Here is a 17,220-nt window from a genome sequence, read left to right on the forward strand (position 1 = left end):
CGGTGTCATTTGCAGAAACGTGAGTGGGAGCGATGAAATGCAAGCCCGGTTGCAACTAATGTGAGTCCAGCGCCGCTGGCTGGGCGCAGTTAACTTGAGCCAGTCGGTGCGTCGAACGCAAGTCCGGCCAGCTTCAAACTGCATCTGCCCGTCTCAATGGACTTTGGCGGCTTTGCGCCGTGCCCGCCAACGCTTGGCGGCAAACCAAGGCGCCAGAACCCAGGGAAATGCTGCGTAAGCCAATAGGCGCAGCCGCACTGCCAGTGGCACGCCTGGCGCGGAGATAAACAGGCGCAGGCGCTGAGCCTGGCTGCTGGCGGTAAGCATGTCGTAGATAAAGCCTTCTCGGCGCAGCTTGGCAGCAAAGGCGCTAGCCACAGCCGCTTCCTGCCCAGCCAGTTGCGCTGCTTGCAACAAGAGGGGAATCTCGACCAAGGCGCCACGTGCGCCGCGCAGCAGACGACGGGCCACGTCAGCAGCGCTGAGGCTGGCTTGCTTGGCTGAATAGCCGCCCCGCCGGTAACGCACCAGCGGCTGTTCAAGCGTGATGGCACCACCGCCGACGATGGCACGGAACACCATCACCAGATCTTCGTAGACCACCCCACTGGGTAGCCCGCCATGACGGTCGAACAAGCGCCGGGTCCAAGCCTGGGCAGCGCCGATGACCAAGGGCGGCCGCGCTAGCCAGTCGGCGGCATTGCGGTAAGTGGCCAACTGATCGGGGCTGATGCTTTCCTGTCTGCTGCCGTCCGCATCCATGGCAATCAGACTGCCGGCGATCAGATCGGGCCGGCACTCTGCCGCCACCCAGGCGGCAGCACAAAGACTGGCCCGCTGCGGCAGCGACACATCGTCGCCGGCTGCCACCAGCAGGAGTTCACCGCTACTGAGTCGCGCCACTCGATCCAGATGCGCGCCAATGCCCAGATTGCTGGGGTTGCGGTTCAGTACGATGCGGTGCGGGCCACGGTAGTCACTCACCGCCTGCTGTATGAGCTGCCAAGTCTCGTCGCTGGAGGCGTCATCCGACAGGATGATTTCCAGATTCGCGTAGTCCTGGGACAAAGCGCCAGCGATCGCATCGGCAATGGTGCCGGCCTGATTGTAGGCAATCAGCAGCAGCGAGAGGCGAGGTGCACCGTCCACCATCAACGGTAGACCCAGTCGCCACCCCGGCGATCCATATGCAGGGTCATGCCGTGTGCAGCCAGTTCGGCATTCCGCCATTGCCGCTCTTGCCGGCGGCGCTCACGTTTGAACCGTTGGCGGCCCAACCAGCCGAGTCCCAGCTTGCCATACAGATAGCGGTGATCGCCAAACTCACGCACGCCTTGCTCCAGTTTCATGGCCTTCTGGGTGATGGAGCCATAATGGTGCAGCACGGCATCGCCCACCATGGCCATAGCCACGCCATGGCGGCGGCAGCGAAACAGAAACTCGGTATCCTCGCGACCGCCCAGATCACGGTCGGTATCGAAAAAGCCCAGGCGGTGGAACACTTGGCGTCGCACGGCAAAGCAGACGCCATGGAAGAAGTTTTCGCGTTGCTGGCCAGTCATCTCGTGGCCAAAGCGCTCACTGAAGGCGGTCAGGTCATAATCCAGCTCGCCCTCGACCAAAGCCGGACTCACTACGTCCAGTCCCAGGCGTTCGGCAGCAGCCAGGCTGCGCCCGATGGCGTCGTGGCCAAACACCACATCGTTGTTCAGCAACACCACCCATTCACTGTCGCCCACCAAGGCACCCTGAGTCCAGGCCCCGCCGCAGCCCAGGTTGACCGGATTACGCAGGCTGGGCAGGTCTGGACGGCTGTCCAGCCAGGCCGGCGTGCCGTCGCTGCTGCCGTTGTCGATAATCAGCAGTGCGCCTGGGGCTACCCCTTGAGCCAGGAGCGTGTCCACGCATTGCTGGGTGTATTGCAGCTGGTTGAGGACGGGAATAACGATTTGGTAGTGCATAGACGCTCAGCAATCGCGACCGGCCCAGCCCAGGCAAAGGAACAGGCAGACCAGGTACAGGTTGAAAATGCCGCCATAGATGAGCGTGGTCTCGCTCAGCCCCAGCAGTACGAGCAACAGGATGATGGCCCGTGCCCCCCGGGCGGCAGCGGCTTGCGCCGGATTGGCGGCTTCGAGCCGGCGGCTGGCCCGCCATGCATAATACAGGAGCGCCATCAGCCCCAGCATACCGGGTAGCCCCCCCGTCACCAAGGCATGCAGAAATTCATTGTGGGCATGGGTGTGTTGGGCCATGGCGGCCGGCCAGCGACCTAGCTCGACCCCGGTGCGCATCAGCACGACGAAACCATCCGGGCCTACGCCCAGCCATGGATGGGCAAAAATGCTCTCGGCGCTGGCCCGCCACATTTCAAAGCGCATGCCCATTGAGGTGACCACGTCGCCGTTATGGTAGCGGGCCAGGTCGTTCAACAGGCTTTGCCAACGATCCTGCACCAGGGGGGAAAAGGCGGTGACCAGGGCCAGCGATAACCCGCCCAGCACGATTCCACGTACGCGCTGCTCGCGCCGCAAGGAGGCCAGTAACAGCACAACGATGGTGATCCAGGCCATGCGCGACGATGAAAACAGGGCAGCGACGATGCCGCCGACGAGCCCAAGCCACAACAGTGCACGCCGCCAGCCACGCTGCCAGTGTGGCGGTCTTGCCAGCCAGGGCAGGAGACCAAAGATGGCACCCAGCGCACCGACGAGATTGTGAAAATACACGCCCTGAGCCCTTGGTAAGCCTTGCACCAAGGACTGCCAAGCGCTTTGAGCACCAAGGATGATGGCGGCCACGCAGCAGGCCAGCCACAAGGTGTCGGAACTGATCCTTAGCCGCCGAACAAGGAGCAGCAAGGCGCAGCTGAGCAGCAAGCGCAGCGCATCCATAGCCGGAGCACTGGCATGCCAGTTGACCGCCAGCACCATGTACCAGCCGGCGAGGGCGCCGGCCGCCAGCATGGGGGCGTGGTCGAGCGGATCGAGCAAGCCCAGCATGCATCGGGGTTGTGCAAGGCATAGCCCCAGGGCGATACAGACAAGCAAGATGAGTCCCACCCGGCTATTGGCGCTGAGCGGCATGGCTGCGATAAAGCCGAACAGCGCCAGCGCAGCCGTGCAGGCAAGCGCTCGAGAGGATAAGGCGTGCAATCGGGATGACGCGCGCGCAAATAGGGGCTGCACCGGTTTAACTGGGTGTTCCGTTATAGGCATGAGGCGGGATGGAATCGCAAGGAATACGCGCCACCGGGTGGCGGACCGCGATGTGTGCCAGTGAACAGACTCTAAGACACGGATTGGCGTGCAGTCTACCATCGACCTGCGGGGCATGTCTTTTGCCTGTTTATTTCATGCGGCAGTCTTGGTTTTGTAGTTAAGCATTTGATTTTTATGGATTGATTGGGGTGGTCGGAGTCCGTATTGAATATGTCGACAAGGCAGGTGTGACGGCTCGCATTTGAACTTCAAATGTCCGGATCATTGGTCACTACGAGGCATTAGCCGTATCACGGCCGGAGCCAGGGCGATAGGCCGCCCCACTTCTTCGCTCAATTCGCGGATGGCGCGCAGGGCAGCTTCCACTGGCAGGCTTTCCAGGCAGTCGCTGACGAGGCCATCACCACAGCCGGCGCGGAAGCAGGGTCGGCACAAGTGCTCGGGTGAGGCCACTATCCGATGCGGCACATACCAAGGACGCCATTTGCATTCACCGGTTGGGCCGAAGATGGCAACGGTCGGTGTGCCCAGTGCTGCCGCCATATGCATGGGGGCAGAATCCAGCCCGAACCATAGCTTGGCATCGGCGATCAGCGCACCAAGCTGCTTGAGCGTGAGCTTTCCACTCAAATCCAAAACAGGGCGCTGCAAGCGGGCCTTGATCGCGTGGATCATCGCCATTTCGTCCGCGCTGGGGCTGGCGCTGAGTACTACCTGCTCTCCGGCAGCAGTGAGGGTATCGATCACCGTGGCCATCTTCTCGGCCGACCAGGCCTTGAACATCCAGCGCGAGGTGGGGTGGACGTGGATATATGCGCCCGGCGCCATATTGGCTTCCGCCAATATGGCGCGGACGCTCGCAACTGTTTCAGGCTCCAGCGTCAAAGTCAGCCGGCGGCTGGCCGTGGTGGGCTGTACCCCAATGTGGCGCACGGCATCGAGGTGCACCTCAATCATATGCCGCTCGCCTTGCAATTCGAAATAGCGGTGGGTGAAGCTTTTGCGCCAGAAGCGGTCGGGCAGTGCATCGGGCGCCACCGACACGCGTGGCCGCAGCAATCGCACAAGCCAGGCACCACGCCTGCGTTTGGTCAGGTGTACCACCAAATCATACTCGCGAGCCCGTAGCGCCCGTAGCAGCTGCCATTCCGCCCGCAGCCAACCCCAAAGCCCATAGGCCTTGTGTCCATTACGGGTAATGCCAAATAGCTGGGACAGCGCCGGATGTCCGGCCAGCATGGGTTTGGTTTCTTCGAAGACCAAGGCATCCACCTCCACGCCCGCCGCAGCCAGGGTGCTGATCACCGGACTGGTCAGTAGCACATCACCATGATGCTGAAGCTTGATGACAAGGGCGCGGCGGTAAGGAGGGGCGGTCAAGAGGGAGGTCTCGCTGGATAGGACAGGGCCGGGTGGCGGGTGTATTGCCAAGCCCGACAGCTTCAGGTTCGCCGTTGGAGGCGCCACGACATGGCGCCGATGCGCATTTTGGCAGAACTGATCCAAGTCTGAAAAGCGGGTCGCCGCCAATTTAGTCGCCAGCGCCTTGGTAGAGTGTCCGAAGGGAAGGCCCAACTGATTCTGGAACATGACTGGGTAATGCAGTTCTACGGCGGTTCAGGCCAGCGAAGAAGCGCCATCCAACCGGCGGAGTCTGCCAAGAACAAGACCCATGTCAGCTGCACCTCTGATAGATTCCGTGTGACCTTCCCCCACGCAGGTCTACCAGGAATTAGTTAGCATGAAGGGCAAAGGAGCCCCTCATGAGGAAGTCCCGATTCACCGAATCCCAGATCATCGCCATCCCGAAGGAAGCAGAAGCCGGGGTGGCTGCCGCAGAACTCTGCCGCAAGCATGGCATCTCGGATGCGACGTTCTACAACTGGCGAAACAAGTTCGGCGGCATGGACGTTTCTGAAGCCAAGCGGTTCAAGCAGCTTGAGGAAGAGAATGCCCGGCTCAAACGCTTGGTTGCCAACCAGGCGTTGGATATCGACACGCTCAAGGAAGTCCTGGGAAAAAACTGACTCGGCCCGCAGCGCGGTGTGCCGCAGCAAGACAGTTGATCGAACGGCACGGCATCTCCGAGCGGCGGGCCTGTGGGCTTGTGGTCGTGACACGCAAGACTTACCGGCGGGCGCCTGCACCAGACAAGGATGCAGCGCTGCGGCAACGCCTGTGCGAACTGGCTGAGCAACGCCGTCGTTTTCGCTCGCCACGGCTGCATGTACTACTGCAGCGTGAAGGCTGGCGGATTAACCACAAGCGGGTCGAACGGGTTTACAAGGAAGCGGGGCTATCCCTGCGGCTACGGCGTCGACGTAAGCGGCCCAGCCATCTGCGCGTGGTGCAACCGCCGCCGAGTGGGCCGAACCAGCGCTGGTCCATGGACTTCGTGGCGGATACGCTGTGGCATGGACGACGGATCAGGACGCTGACGGTGATCGACACCTGGAACCGGGAGGTGGTCTGGATTGAAGTAGATCACTCGTTATCGGGCAGGCGTGTAGCCCGAGTGCTGGACGGACTGAGAAGCCTGGGGAAGTTACCCAGCCAGATCCAGGTGGACAATGGTCCGGAGTTCACCAGCAAGGCACTGGATCAATGGGCTTACGAGCACGGTGTGCGGTTGCAGTTCATTCGGCCTGGCAAGCCGGTAGATAACGCGCACATAGAAAGCTTCAACGGTCGGTTCCGGGAGGAGTGCTTGAACCAGCATACCTTCCGTAGCCTGCATGATGCACAACAGAAGATCGAGGCGTGGCGTCTCGATTACAACGCGGCCCGGCCACATAGTGCGCTGGGCTATTTGACCCCGGCGGAATACCGGGAAAGGCATCAACCCCCAACAGCTCAGATTGCTAATTTATGAGTGGTAGACCCAGTGGGGGAAGGTCAGTGAAGCGCAACAATCCCAATGTGGAAATGGTGGTTTACAGCGAAGAGGGCCATGGTTGGTACCTGGAGAAGAACCGGCTGGATTTCTGGAGCAGGGTAGAGAAGTTCCTGGAGCAGAATCTGAAGCAGGCGAAATAGCCGGGGTACTGATGATCGCCAAGGGCGATGGCATATGTGTGTAGGCACGCTTACGTAGGCGGAGCCTAGCCCTGATACAACAAAGCTCGCAGTGATGCGGGCTTTGTTGTATTTACGAGGCTTGCAGCAGGCATGCATGGCTATGTAGTTCAACTACAATTCCCTACACGGTGTGAGTCCTTTACTCTCGCTAACGCACCGCAGCATCCCCACCGACACGAGACTCGCCATGGCCCTTTACGACAATGCCGCCGCCAAAGACCTGCCGCTGGAGCAGGATCTTGATCTGCTTGCCCGCCTGTTGGCCGATACCATACGGACCGAGACCGGCGAGGACACCTTGAAACAGATCGAGGCTGTGCGCGAGCTGGCTGTGCGCTTTGTCTGGGAGGCAGATTCCACGGCGGCTGACGAGCTGGCCTCTACCCTGGCTACCCTGTCGCATGACAACACCGTGGCACTGGCGCGGGCATTCAGCTATTTCTCGCATCTTTCCAATATTGCAGAAGACCTGCATCACAATCGCCGCCGCCGTTACCACCGCATGCAGGGCAGCCAGCCGCAGCGCGGCAGCCTGGCGCATTCGCTGGATGCGCTGGTGGCGCGTGGCATCTCGGCCGAGGCCATCAAGAATATGGTGGCGGCCACCCTGATTGCGCCGGTGCTGACGGCGCACCCCACCGAAGTGCAGCGCAAGACCCAGCTTGATTGCGAGCGCACCATTGCCCGCACCCTGACCATGCGGGATCGCCAGGCGTTGACGCCGGAAGAGCTGGAAGAGAATCAGATCGCGCTGCAGCGGGTGGTGCTGACGCTATGGCAGACCCGCGAAATCCGGGCGTTCAAGCTGTCGGTCAAGGACGAGATCGAGAATGGGCTGAGCTATTTCCGCTCGACCTTCCTGAAGCAGCTGCCGCGCATCTATATCGAGCTGGAGGACAGGCTGTCCACGCTGACGGGTGCGCCGGTGACCTTGCCGACCTTTATGCATGTGGGTTGCTGGATAGGCGGCGACCGAGACGGCAACCCTTTTGTGACCCCGGAGGTGACCTTGCATGCGGCGGCCCGCCAGGCGGCCGTGGCGTTTGACTTCTATTTCGAGGAAGCCACCAAGCTGGAGGGCGAACTGAGCCTGTCGTCCCGCCTAGTGACGGTAAGCGAGGCGGTGCGCCTGATTGCGGCGGGTTCGCCCGACCAGCCCATCAGCCGGGCAGAAGAGCCCTACCGGCAGGCCATGGCGGCGATACGCCAGCGCATCCTGGCGACGGCCCACCTGCTGGGCAAGTTCCGAGGCGAGATACTGCCGTTCGAAGGGGCGGCCCCCTATGCCTGCGCCGCTGACCTGGTTGCCGATCTGCAGGCCATTGCCACGTCGTTGGCCAGCCATGGTTCTGCCCTGCTGGCCAGTGGCCGTCTGCGCCGGTTGATACGGGCGGTAACGGTGTTTGGTTTTCACCTCGCACCCCTGGACATGCGCCAGCACAGCGGCGTGCATGAGCGCTTGGTGGCCGAACTGTTCCAGAAGGCGGGGTTGGAAGACTACCTGGCACTGGATGAGGCTGCGCGGCGTACTGTGTTGCTGCGCGAGCTGGCCAGTGCCCGTCTACTGGTGACGCCCTATGTGCAATACAGCGAGGAAACGGCCAAGGAACTGGCCATTGCCCGTACGGCTGCTCAGGTGCATGCCAAATATGGCGCGGCGGCTTTGCCCAACTACATCATCTCCAATGCCACCAGCGTGTCCGATCTGCTGGAGGTGGCCGTGCTGTTGAAGGAGGTCGGTCTGGTGGCGCTGTCGCCCCAGCCCTTTGCCGCCGTCAACATCATTCCGCTGTTCGAGACCATACCCGACCTGCGTGGCAGCGACAGCATCGTCCGCGAGCTGTTCGGCCTGCCTGCCTGGCGCCAGTTGCTGGCCAGCCGTGGCAATGTGCAGGAGATCATGCTCGGCTACTCTGACAGCAACAAGGATGGCGGCTACCTGACCTCCAACTGGGAGCTGTACAAGGCGGAAGTCAAACTGGTGGAGGTGTTCCGCCAGGCAGGTATACAGATGCGGCTGTTCCATGGCCGGGGTGGTTCGGTGGGCCGTGGTGGTGGCCCCAGCTACGAGGCCATCCTGGCGCAGCCGGCAGGTTCGGTGGCGGGTCAGATACGGATTACCGAGCAGGGCGAAATCATTGCCGCCAAGTACTCCGATGCCGAGGTGGGCCGCCGCAACCTGGAAACCCTGCTGGCGGCCACCCTCAGCGCCAGCTTTCCGCCTGAACAGGCATTGCAAGCCGATACGCCGGAGCGGCTGGAACTGCTGGAGCGGCTGTCGGGCATGGCCTACCGTGAGTACCGCGACCTGGTCTATGCCACACCGGAGTTCATTACCTATTTCCGCGAAGCGACGCCGATTTCGGAGATTGCCAAGCTCAATATCGGCAGCCGTCCGGCGGCACGCAAGGCGACCAACAGCATTGCCGACCTGCGCGCCATACCCTGGGTGTTCTCCTGGGCGCAAAGCCGTTTGATGCTGCCCGGCTGGTACGGTTTTGGTACGGCCATCGAGGACTACCGCCGTGAACGTGGTGAGGCGGCCATTGAGGAGCTGGCTGCCTTGTACCGTGACTGGCCCTTCTTCCGCGCCACCATCAGCAATATGGAGATGGTGTTGGCCAAGAGCGATATCCAGATTGCCAGCCGCTATGCCACGCTGGTGAAGGACGCCGATATTGCGGCGCGCATCTTTGGCCGCATCAAGGCTGAATGGCGGCGTTCAGTCGATGCCGTGCTGGCCATCACCGGCCACAAGGAGTTGCTGGGCGATAACCCACTGCTGGCGCGCAGCCTGAAGAACCGGCTACCCTATCTGGACCCGCTGAACCATATACAGGTAGACCTGATCAAGCGGTTCCGTGAGGGCGACGAGAGCGAGGATGTGCTGTATGCGATACATCTCACCATCAACGGCATTGCAGCCGGTCTGCGCAACAGCGGCTGAGCCAGCTGTATGCCGGCGGCTGGGGCGCAGCCCGCGCCACCGTCTTATCATTGCCAGGCTGACGGCCCTTGGGGCGTTGACGGTGTTGGCCGCTGCGCCGGCATGGGCACTACCTACTGATTTCAACGACAAGGTCGAGTCGGCCCTGCTGTGCCGCTCGGACTGGAGCACGGCGTTCTGGCAAAGCTATTTCGACAAGCACCTGCAGACCAGCATCCGCGATTGGGGCGAGGCACGCTGGTGGAATTCGCAGGGGGCGCAGCTGGGCGGGGCCAGCACGGTGGAAGTCTTCGCCAATGTGGATACCAGCCGTGCGCTGATGCTGGGTGTGCTGATTGCCCAGCCGGTGGAGGAGGTCAAGCGCACGCTGGAGCAAAACCTCAAGGTGGCATTCAAGCCGGTGCAGACGGTGGATGGACTGCGCTATGTCAGCGATACCTTGTCGGTCCTGGTGGGCACCACCAATCAACAAACCAAGTGGTACTGTGCCAAATGGAACCTGGGCAACCGTGAGCGGGTACAGCCGCTGGCACCGCAATACTGAGCCGTTGACCCAGGTTGCGGTGCCATGAGCGGGCGTTTGCAGCCAGGGTCTCAGGCGGCCTTGCCGAGATCTGGCCAGCGATGCCGTATCAGGGCATCGAGCGACAGCTTGCCCGGGCCATGGGCCATCAGGCCGGCCAGCAGCAGACCCCAGACGATGTGGTGGGTCAGGCCGGCAGCTTGTTCGGGCGTACCCAGCACATGCCAGTAGGAGACGACGGCCATGAGGTTGACGCCGAACAGGCCCAGCGCGCCCAGCCTGCCGACCAGGCCTAGCGCCAACAGCACGGGGAAGAACAGCTCGCCGAAGGTGCCCCCCAGGGCGGCCAGGTTGGGGGGGAGCAGGGGGACACGGTATTCCTCGGTGAATAGAAAGAGGGTGGTGTCCCAGTCATTCAGCTTGGTCAGGCCGGCGGAAAAGAATACCTGGGCGATATACAGGCGGGCGGCCAGATCGGCCACCGGGGCGAACCAGCGGTCTGTCAGATGGATGGCGCAATGGCCCAGTTGCAGACTACGGGCGAGCAGGGTGTTCATGGAGCAGGGCTTTCATTGAAATTGACGATGACTTGGTCGTGCAACCACTGCTGCAATGACAGTCCGAAATCAAATTCCATGTCTTCATCCATGGCGCACTCCAGCGCTTCGGCCAATGGGAGCTGGCGCCCGCAGGCAGCCAGGAAGGCGTGATCGGCAGGCATAAGCCGGCGTACCTGTACCCGGTTACGCGGATTGCGCCAGGCCAGCGCCATTTCACCGCCCTGGTCGGGCGAGGGAAAATCGCCCCCCTCGGGCTGGTGCGCCAGCCACAGGCTGGCGACGGGCCAGGGTGAGCGCAGCAGGCTGACGGATGGGGCTAGTTGAAAATACAGGCTCCCATGCTGTTCCGCCGGCACGCTGGCCAGGCGCTCCAGATCAAAGGGTGGGCTGTCCTCTGCGTAGTAGGCCAGATGGCACAGCCAGTCCAGCCGGGCGGCATCGGCCAGGAAAGGTATGTCCTGGGCGGGGGGGAAGTCGCGGATGAACTCGGCAAAACCATCGCCGTAGCGATTCAGATCACCTGAGCGGGACGGGGTGGTGCGGGCATGGGCGCGGGCCATGCCGCCAAAGAAGTCATCGCCTACCAGCTGGCGTACGATGGGGTAGGCTTCGGCCAGGGCATCGGCGCGGTTGAACAGGGTGTTGTTGGCATAGGCGCTGGCCCCATGGGCGCTGGCGCCAAACAGTGCCTGGGCGGCTGCTTCATCGTGCAGGGCCTGGGCAAAACGTCGCTGCAGTACATCCAGTTTCATGGGCGTACTTTCAGTCTGTCCAGCGCGGCTTGGGCGCGGCTGGTTTCCCGCAACAGTTCGGCCAGTGGCGGCAGCTTGGTGTCACGTTCCAGCAGCACGGGCAGTGGGCCAAACCGGGCCAGTGCGGCATCAAGCAGATCCCAGACCGCTTCGCGCACGGGGGTGCCATGGGTGTCCAGCCACAGGCCGTCGTCGCGCTCTTCGAAGCCGGCGATATGGATTTCGCCCACGGCCTGCAGCGGCAGTGCCGCCAGGGCGGCGTGGGCGCTTCGTCCGAGATTGTGCTCATTGACATGGAGGTTGTTGAGGTCCAGCAGCAGGCCGCAACCGCTGCGGCGGCTCAATTCAGCCAGGAATTCTCCCTCGGGGATGGCATCGTCGACCAGGCTGACATAGGACGACAGGTTCTCGATCAACAGCGGGCGGCCCAGCACGTCCTGCGCCCGGCCAAGCTGCTCCACCATAAAGTCCAGCGCCGCGGCGCTATAGGGCAACGGCAGCAGGTCGTTGTAGCATTCCTCGCCAGTGCGGTTCCAACACAAGTGCTCAGAGATGCTGGCGGGCTCCAGCGCGTCGATCAGGCTTCGAAAACGGGTCAGGTGATCGGAATCCAGCCCCACCGCCGACCCCAGGCCCATGCCTACACCATGCAAGCTGAGCGGGTAGTCTGCCCTTACCCGGTGCAGGGCGGCCAGGTTGGCACCGCCACCAAAATAATTCTCGGGATGCACCTCGAACCAAGCAACAGCGGGTTGGCTGTCTATCACTTCGCGGATATGGGGTAGCCGTAGTCCCAGACCGGCGGCTAGGGGAAGGGAGGTATGCATGTTGGCGGTGTGGGCTATTGGTAGGGGTAATGCAAAACGGGCGGTATGACCGCCCGTTGCGTATTACAGTTGGCCTGGGATTAGGACTTCTTTTCGCCCGGCTTGGTGCTGCCACCCATTTTTTCGCAAGTACCCTTGGCGACGTACTTCCACTCGTTGCTGTCGTTGTCGACCTTGGATTGGCCGGCGCAGCTGTGGGAGCCGTTGGCTGCGGCGCAGTCATTCTTGCCTGCCTTGGCTACGCCATAGCACTTTTCCTTGGCGGCCTTGTCGTCGGCCATGGCGCCGGAGGAGAGGCCGAGGGCGATCAGGCTGGTCAGGGCGCCGGCGATCAGAGCTTGCTTCTTGTCCATTTGAGTAACTCCTGTTTGGTGTAACGGTGTTTACGGGGAAGATCCGGTGAACCTTGGTCGAGCATGAGCCGGTTTTTCTTACACCCCATCCTTTGCGTGTGGCCATTCTGCCATGGCAGGGTGAACACTTGCTGAATGCACGCAGAGCCGCCGACAAAAAAACTGCGGACGCTGTGGTACCCGCTTGTCGACCCCTGTTCTGTCTGCTGCGCGCCTAGCCAGAACCACTACACCGGGTTTGGGGCGTGACGCTATCCAGGCAAGGTCGGTGTCAAAACTACCCATGTTCAACATGATATGGCATTGGTCAGCGTTTCGCCTGCGGCAAAGGCTCGGACATTCTCCAGCGTGGTCTCGGCGATATTGGCCAGCGCCTCTCGGGTGAGGAATCCCTGGTGCGAACTGATCAGCACATTGGGGAAGGTGGTCAGCCTGGCCAGTTGATCATCGGCCAGGCCCGTGCCCGACCAATCCTGAAAGAATACGCCTTCTTCCAGTTCGTACACATCCAGCGCCACCCCGCCCAGTTGCCCCCGTTTGAGCGCAGCGATCAGGGCGGGTGTGTCGATTAGCCCGCCACGGCTGGTATTGACCAGGATGGCACCGGGCTTGCAGCGCGCCAGCGACTCGGCATTGATCAGGTGGTGGCTGTCGGGCGTCAAGGGCAGGTGTAGCGAGATGATGTCGGACTGGGCCAGCAACTGCGGCAGCTCGCAGTAGCTGGCATCCAGTTGCCGGGCAAAAGCAGGGTCGGACTGGGGGTCGCATAGCAGCACCCGGCAGCCGAAACCGGTGGCGATACGGGCGGCTACCCGGCCTATGCGGCCAGTACCGATGATGCCCAGGGTTTTGCCGTGCAGATCGAAACCCACCAGCCCATCCAGCGAGAAATCGGCCTCGCGCACCCGGTTATAGGCGCGGTGGGTCTTGCGCACCAGGGTTAGCAGCAGGGCGAAGGCGTGTTCGGCCACGGCGTGGGGAGAGTAGGCCGGCACCCTCACCACGGTGATGCCCAGTGCCTTGGCGGCGGCCAGGTCTATGCCGTTGTAGCCAGCAGCCCGTAATGCCACCAGACGGGTGCCGCCTTGGGACAGTTGCTGCAAGGTGGCTGCATCCAGGCGGCAGTTCACAAAGGGGCAGACGGCGGCAAAGCCAGCAGCCAGTGCTGCGGTGGCCGCATGCAGGCGGGGTTCGAAGAACACGATCTCATGCCCATGGCGCACATTGGCCACGCTGAGGGCCTGCTGGTCGTAGCTATGGGTGTCAAATACGGCTAGCTTCATTCTATGGCGTGCTTTCGCTTGAGCTGGTCTACCGCCTCCCGCGCCTGCAGTCGCTCGAACGCCGCTTGTAATCGTTGTAGCAGGGCGGGGTCCGATTGCTTGTTGAGGGCAAAGTAAAAGCCCTCGGGCTGGCGTAGCAGGGTCAAGCTGATCTCCAACTGGTCTGGTCGTAAGCCGGCGCGGCTGGCGACGTACTGGATGAGGGTGGGGCTGGCGACGATGAAATCCAGCGAACCCAATTGCAGCAGCCGCACCAGATCGTTGCGCTTGTCCAGCGGGATCAGATTGACGCCTCGGACAAAGCCCTGGGACAGCAACAACTCCATGCCGGCATCACCATTGATGACGCCGACTTTGTAGGCTTTTGCCTCCTGCAGGCTACTGGCACGGGCGTGTCCGTCGCGTAGCCGCATCATGGCGGTGCTACGGGCGGCAATCGGGCCTATCCAGTGAAAGTGCGGCTCTCGCTCCGGCGTGCGGGCGATGGTGAATATAAGGCTGCCTGGTTGCTGGCGCGCATTGCTGAGGGCGCGGGCCCAGGGAACCAGCTCCAGCCGGTATTCCTGCTGGGCCTCCTTCATCAGCAGAACCAGCAACTCCACCGCATAGCCGCTTGGCTGGCCATGCTCGTTGAGGGTGTTGAAAGGCGGGAAGTCCTCGGTATAGGCTCGCACGGGTTCCGCGCAGGCCATCAGGCCGCACAACAGCAACAGCAGGGAACGGGCGAGCATGGTCATACGTGCTGTGTTCGATGGATTTGCTCAGTATAGGGCAGTTCCAGCAAGCCCACTTTCGTCGAGTAGGGCGGTGGTGCCTCCCTGACTGCCTTTACACCTCCGACTCTCGCCGTTGCTTGTCCCTGCCTGAAATGACCTATGGAGCGGGTTTCAGTTTTTTCACCATTTAAGCCCATAAGCGACGCTTGGGAGCCGAGGTTTCCAGCCGCTCCCCTTATAATCGCCGCATTTCGTATTCTTAGCCCCGGTACACAAGGAACAACATGACAACGACCGAGGCGGCTGATCTGCAGCCGCTGCACACCTTGGGCTTGCTTGCACGGGCGGAGCGGCTGAGCCGCTTGACCGAGGCGGCACAGCTGGCGCCGCTGCTGGCTGGCGCCGTGGCGCCGGTGCGGGTGCTGGGCGGCGGCAGCAATCTGGTGCCTGGAACCATGGTGGATGGCACGGTAATCAAGGTCGAGCTGCAGGGCCGGCAGTTGCTGGGTGAGGATGAAACGGCCTGGTATGTGGCCGCAGCGGCGGGCGAGAATTGGCATGACTTTGTCCAGTGGACCCTGGCTCAGGGTTGGCCGGGGCTGGAGAATCTGTCCCTGATACCGGGTACGGTGGGGGCAGCCCCCATACAGAATATCGGGGCCTATGGGGTGGAGTTGAAAGACCATTTCCATGCCCTGACCGCGTTGAGCCTGGCAGATGGCGCTACCACGGTGTTTACCCCTGAGCAGTGTGCCTTTGGTTACCGTGACAGCGTGTTCAAGCAGGCCGAGGCCGGTCGCTGGCTAATTACCGACGTATTGTTCAAGCTGCCCAAGCAGTGGCAGCCACGGCTGGACTACGGGGATTTGCGCAGCAGACTGGCCGGCGAGGCCATTACCCCGCAGGCAGTGGCGGCGGCTGTGATGGCTGCCCGCCAGAGCAAACTGCCCGACCCGGCTGTGATAGGTAATGCTGGGAGTTTCTTCCACAACCCCATCGTGCCTGCAGCGCAGGCCGATGCCTTGCGGGCAGCCTACCCAGGCCTGCCGGTGTATCCCCATGCCGAGGGCAGGTCCAAGCTGGCGGCGGGCTGGCTGATCGAACAGGCAGGCTGGAAGGGCCGGCAGTTGGGGGCGGTGGGCATGTACGAGAAGCAGGCCCTGGTGCTGGTCAACCATGGCGGCGCCACGGCAGATGATGTGCGGCGGCTGATGCAGCAGGTGCAGGCCGATGTGGCGGAACGCTTTGGTGTGCAGCTGCAGCCCGAGCCGGTGTGGTGGTAGCCGTGCAACGCATCTGGGTGACGGCGACGACGGGTGCGGGCAAGACCACGCTGGCGCACCAGCTTTGCGCGCGCTTGGGGCTACAGCATATCGAACTCGATGCGCTGCACTGGGAGGCCGACTGGCAGCCGGCCGCACCGACGGTGTTCCGCGAGCGGGTCGCTGCAGCAGTGGCGGCGCCGGCCTGGGTGGTGGATGGCAATTATTCGGCCGTGCGTGATCTGTACGCGCCACATCTGCAACTGGTGATCTGGCTGGACTACGGCTTTTTCCGCAATCTGTGGCAATTGCTGGGACGCACTTTGCGCAGGGTAAGCCGCCGGGAGCGTTTATGGGCGGGCAACCAGGAGCTGCTGGGCAAGACCTTGAGCCGGGATTCCATCTTGTTGTGGTTTCTGCAGACCTACTGGCGCCGCCGCCGCGAACTACCACTAGTACTGGCCGGGTTGGCTAAGCAGGGTGTGCAGATACAGCGCTTTGATTCACCTCGGCAATTGCAGATTTGGCTAGACGGGTTTTCCGTAGCTGTGGCGCAAACACCATGCAGCGTAGGCATGCAGGAGCGGTAATTGCCGCTGGCGTTAGTCGCGCGTAACATCGCGCGCTTTTCCACCCCCCGATCAGGGTTATCCACCCTGGTGTCTCGGAGGTAAGTACATGTTTTCCTTCATCCTCAGGAAACTGGCAACTGTCATACCGACCTTTATCGGTATTACCCTGGTTGCCTTTGCCTTGATACGCATGATTCCAGGCGACCCGATCGAGGTCATGGTGGGCGAGCGCAAGCTCGATCCGGTCATGCACGCGGCGGCCATGCAGCGCCTGGGGCTGGATCAGCCCCTGCACATCCAGTACTTCCGCTATATCAAGGATCTGGCCCAGGGCGACCTGGGCATTTCGCTGGTGACCCGCGAGCCGGTCACCAAGGAATTCCTGACGCTCTTTCCCGCTACCGTCGAGTTGGCTATCTGCGCCCTGCTGTTTGCCGTGCTGGTGGGCTTGCCTGCTGGCATGATCGCGGGTCTCAAGCGCGGGTCGGTGTTCGACCATGGGGTGATGGGGGTGTCCATGACGGGATTCTCCATGCCCATCTTCTGGTGGGGCTTGATCCTGATCATGTACTTCTCGGTAACCCTGGGCTGGACGCCGGTTTCAGGCCGCATAGACATCGAGTTCGACATTGCTCAGCGCACTGGCTTCCTGCTGATAGACAGCTGGTTGTCGGGCGAGGAGGGGGCATTCAAGTCAGCCGCCATGCATCTGATACTGCCTACCATCGTGCTGGGCACCATCCCGCTGGCGGTGATAGCCCGTATGACCCGCTCCTCCATGCTGGAAGTGCTGCGTGAGGACTATATCCGTACTGCCCGCGCCAAGGGCCTGGCACCCACCCGCGTGGTGGTGGTGCATGCGCTGCGTAATGCCCTGATACCGGTGATTACCGTGATCGGCCTGCAGGTGGGTTCCCTGCTGGGCGGTGCGGTACTGACCGAGACCATCTACTCCTGGCCCGGCATAGGCAAATGGCTGGTGGATTCCATCTCCCGCCGTGACTACCCGGTGGTACAGGCAGGCATCCTGGTTTCGGCCACCATCTTTATCGTGGTCAACCTGTTCGTGGACATCCTCTACGGCGTGGTCAACCCGCGTATCCGTTCGGCCAAGTAAGGGAGCGAA

17 protein-coding genes are annotated in these 17,220 nt (G+C 62.1%); 7 read left to right on the plus strand and 10 right to left on the minus strand.

Going from position 1 to position 17,220, the window contains the following annotated elements; translation table 11 throughout:
• Positions 1-153 precede the first annotated feature (153 nt).
• The 4 genes from QQK16_RS14835 to rfaQ all read right to left on the minus strand — a co-directional run bounded on the left by QQK16_RS14835 (position 154) and on the right by rfaQ (position 4,652).
• Positions 154-1,152 (minus strand): glycosyltransferase family 2 protein, encoded by a 999-nt coding sequence (locus tag QQK16_RS14835; RefSeq protein WP_284197250.1) that lies wholly within the window; start codon positions 1,150-1,152, stop codon positions 154-156.
• On the minus strand, positions 1,152-1,961 hold the full coding sequence (locus QQK16_RS14840) for a glycosyltransferase family 2 protein (RefSeq protein ID WP_284197251.1): 810 nt from the start codon (positions 1,959-1,961) through the stop codon (positions 1,152-1,154). The genes QQK16_RS14835 and QQK16_RS14840 overlap by 1 nt, the downstream gene beginning before the upstream one ends.
• A 6-nt stretch (positions 1,962-1,967) precedes the next feature.
• Positions 1,968-3,155, minus strand: coding sequence for an O-antigen ligase family protein (locus QQK16_RS14845; RefSeq protein ID WP_284197252.1), 1,188 nt, complete (start codon positions 3,153-3,155; stop codon positions 1,968-1,970).
• Positions 3,156-3,482: 327 nt separating this feature from the next.
• The gene (gene rfaQ / locus QQK16_RS14850; RefSeq protein WP_439954238.1) at positions 3,483-4,652 is read right to left on the minus strand and encodes a putative lipopolysaccharide heptosyltransferase III; all 1,170 of its coding nucleotides are present in this window, start codon (positions 4,650-4,652) and stop codon (positions 3,483-3,485) included.
• 332 nt (positions 4,653-4,984) lie between these two features.
• Here rfaQ and QQK16_RS14855 point away from each other — a divergent pair.
• From QQK16_RS14855 to QQK16_RS14870, 4 genes are all read left to right on the plus strand, one after another.
• A protein-coding gene (locus QQK16_RS14855) for an IS3 family transposase (RefSeq protein WP_284197254.1) occupies positions 4,985-6,093 on the plus strand; the annotation gives its coding sequence in 2 pieces (ribosomal slippage) (positions 4,985-5,234 and positions 5,234-6,093; 1,110 coding nt in all).
• Positions 6,094-6,119: 26 nt separating this feature from the next.
• A complete protein-coding gene (locus QQK16_RS14860) occupies positions 6,120-6,257 on the plus strand; it encodes a hypothetical protein (RefSeq protein WP_284197255.1) in 138 nt (45 codons plus the stop codon).
• A 229-nt stretch (positions 6,258-6,486) separates the two neighbouring features.
• On the plus strand, positions 6,487-9,246 hold the full coding sequence (gene ppc, locus QQK16_RS14865; RefSeq protein ID WP_284197256.1) for a phosphoenolpyruvate carboxylase: 2,760 nt from the start codon (positions 6,487-6,489) through the stop codon (positions 9,244-9,246).
• Complete coding sequence (locus tag QQK16_RS14870; protein ID WP_284197257.1) at positions 9,191-9,790, plus strand: hypothetical protein; 600 nt, start codon at positions 9,191-9,193, stop codon at positions 9,788-9,790. The genes ppc and QQK16_RS14870 overlap by 56 nt, the downstream gene beginning before the upstream one ends.
• A gap of 50 nt (positions 9,791-9,840) precedes the next feature.
• Here the strand turns inward: QQK16_RS14870 and QQK16_RS14875 are convergent, their stop codons facing one another.
• From QQK16_RS14875 to QQK16_RS14900, 6 genes are all read right to left on the minus strand, one after another.
• Positions 9,841-10,326: a DoxX family protein gene (locus tag QQK16_RS14875; RefSeq protein ID WP_284197258.1), complete on the minus strand. Its 486-nt coding sequence runs from the start codon at positions 10,324-10,326 to the stop codon at positions 9,841-9,843.
• On the minus strand, positions 10,323-11,081 hold the full coding sequence (locus QQK16_RS14880) for an HvfC/BufC N-terminal domain-containing protein (RefSeq protein ID WP_284197259.1): 759 nt from the start codon (positions 11,079-11,081) through the stop codon (positions 10,323-10,325). Before QQK16_RS14880 ends, QQK16_RS14875 begins: the two co-directional genes overlap by 4 nt.
• Complete coding sequence (gene bufB / locus QQK16_RS14885) at positions 11,078-11,908, minus strand: MNIO family bufferin maturase (protein ID WP_284197260.1); 831 nt, start codon at positions 11,906-11,908, stop codon at positions 11,078-11,080. The genes QQK16_RS14880 and bufB overlap by 4 nt, the downstream gene beginning before the upstream one ends.
• A gap of 80 nt (positions 11,909-11,988) precedes the next feature.
• Positions 11,989-12,261, minus strand: coding sequence for a BufA1 family periplasmic bufferin-type metallophore (locus QQK16_RS14890; RefSeq protein WP_284197261.1), 273 nt, complete (start codon positions 12,259-12,261; stop codon positions 11,989-11,991).
• Positions 12,262-12,548: 287 nt separating this feature from the next.
• Positions 12,549-13,544: a 2-hydroxyacid dehydrogenase gene (locus QQK16_RS14895; protein ID WP_284197262.1), complete on the minus strand. Its 996-nt coding sequence runs from the start codon at positions 13,542-13,544 to the stop codon at positions 12,549-12,551.
• Positions 13,541-14,275 carry a substrate-binding periplasmic protein gene (locus QQK16_RS14900; RefSeq protein ID WP_284197263.1) on the minus strand — a complete coding sequence of 245 codons (735 nt, stop codon included), beginning with the start codon at positions 14,273-14,275 and terminating at the stop codon, positions 13,541-13,543. The genes QQK16_RS14895 and QQK16_RS14900 overlap by 4 nt, the downstream gene beginning before the upstream one ends.
• A gap of 269 nt (positions 14,276-14,544) precedes the next feature.
• Between QQK16_RS14900 and murB the strand changes: the two genes are divergently transcribed.
• From murB to QQK16_RS14915, 3 genes are all read left to right on the plus strand, one after another.
• Positions 14,545-15,543 carry a UDP-N-acetylmuramate dehydrogenase gene (gene murB, locus QQK16_RS14905; RefSeq protein ID WP_284197264.1) on the plus strand — a complete coding sequence of 333 codons (999 nt, stop codon included), beginning with the start codon at positions 14,545-14,547 and terminating at the stop codon, positions 15,541-15,543.
• Between the two features lie 2 nt (positions 15,544-15,545).
• On the plus strand, positions 15,546-16,112 hold the full coding sequence (locus tag QQK16_RS14910) for a toxin (RefSeq protein ID WP_284197265.1): 567 nt from the start codon (positions 15,546-15,548) through the stop codon (positions 16,110-16,112).
• 88 nt (positions 16,113-16,200) lie between these two features.
• Positions 16,201-17,211 carry an ABC transporter permease subunit gene (locus tag QQK16_RS14915; protein ID WP_284197266.1) on the plus strand — a complete coding sequence of 337 codons (1,011 nt, stop codon included), beginning with the start codon at positions 16,201-16,203 and terminating at the stop codon, positions 17,209-17,211.
• Positions 17,212-17,220: the final 9 nt, after the last annotated feature.

It is taken from the genome of Chitinimonas prasina (assembly GCF_030160395.1).
GTDB classification, from domain to species: Bacteria; Pseudomonadota; Gammaproteobacteria; order Burkholderiales; family Chitinimonadaceae; genus Chitinimonas; species Chitinimonas prasina.

Bases quoted from the DNA above. Each gene is read 5' to 3' on its own strand.
- QQK16_RS14835 (WP_284197250.1), bottom strand. From the start codon at position 1,152: ATGGTGGACGGTGCACCTCGCCTCTCGCTGCTGCTGATTGCCTACAAT.
- QQK16_RS14840 (WP_284197251.1), bottom strand. From the start codon at position 1,961: ATGCACTACCAAATCGTTATTCCCGTCCTCAACCAGCTGCAATACACC.
- ppc (WP_284197256.1), top strand. From the start codon at position 6,487: ATGGCCCTTTACGACAATGCCGCCGCCAAAGACCTGCCGCTGGAGCAG.
- QQK16_RS14870 (WP_284197257.1), top strand. From the start codon at position 9,191: ATGCGATACATCTCACCATCAACGGCATTGCAGCCGGTCTGCGCAACA.
- QQK16_RS14875 (WP_284197258.1), bottom strand. From the start codon at position 10,326: ATGAACACCCTGCTCGCCCGTAGTCTGCAACTGGGCCATTGCGCCATC.
- QQK16_RS14880 (WP_284197259.1), bottom strand. From the start codon at position 11,081: ATGAAACTGGATGTACTGCAGCGACGTTTTGCCCAGGCCCTGCACGAT.
- bufB (WP_284197260.1), bottom strand. From the start codon at position 11,908: ATGCATACCTCCCTTCCCCTAGCCGCCGGTCTGGGACTACGGCTACCC.
- QQK16_RS14890 (WP_284197261.1), bottom strand. From the start codon at position 12,261: ATGGACAAGAAGCAAGCTCTGATCGCCGGCGCCCTGACCAGCCTGATC.
- QQK16_RS14895 (WP_284197262.1), bottom strand. From the start codon at position 13,544: ATGAAGCTAGCCGTATTTGACACCCATAGCTACGACCAGCAGGCCCTC.
- QQK16_RS14900 (WP_284197263.1), bottom strand. From the start codon at position 14,275: ATGCTCGCCCGTTCCCTGCTGTTGCTGTTGTGCGGCCTGATGGCCTGC.
- murB (WP_284197264.1), top strand. From the start codon at position 14,545: ATGACAACGACCGAGGCGGCTGATCTGCAGCCGCTGCACACCTTGGGC.
- QQK16_RS14915 (WP_284197266.1), top strand. From the start codon at position 16,201: ATGTTTTCCTTCATCCTCAGGAAACTGGCAACTGTCATACCGACCTTT.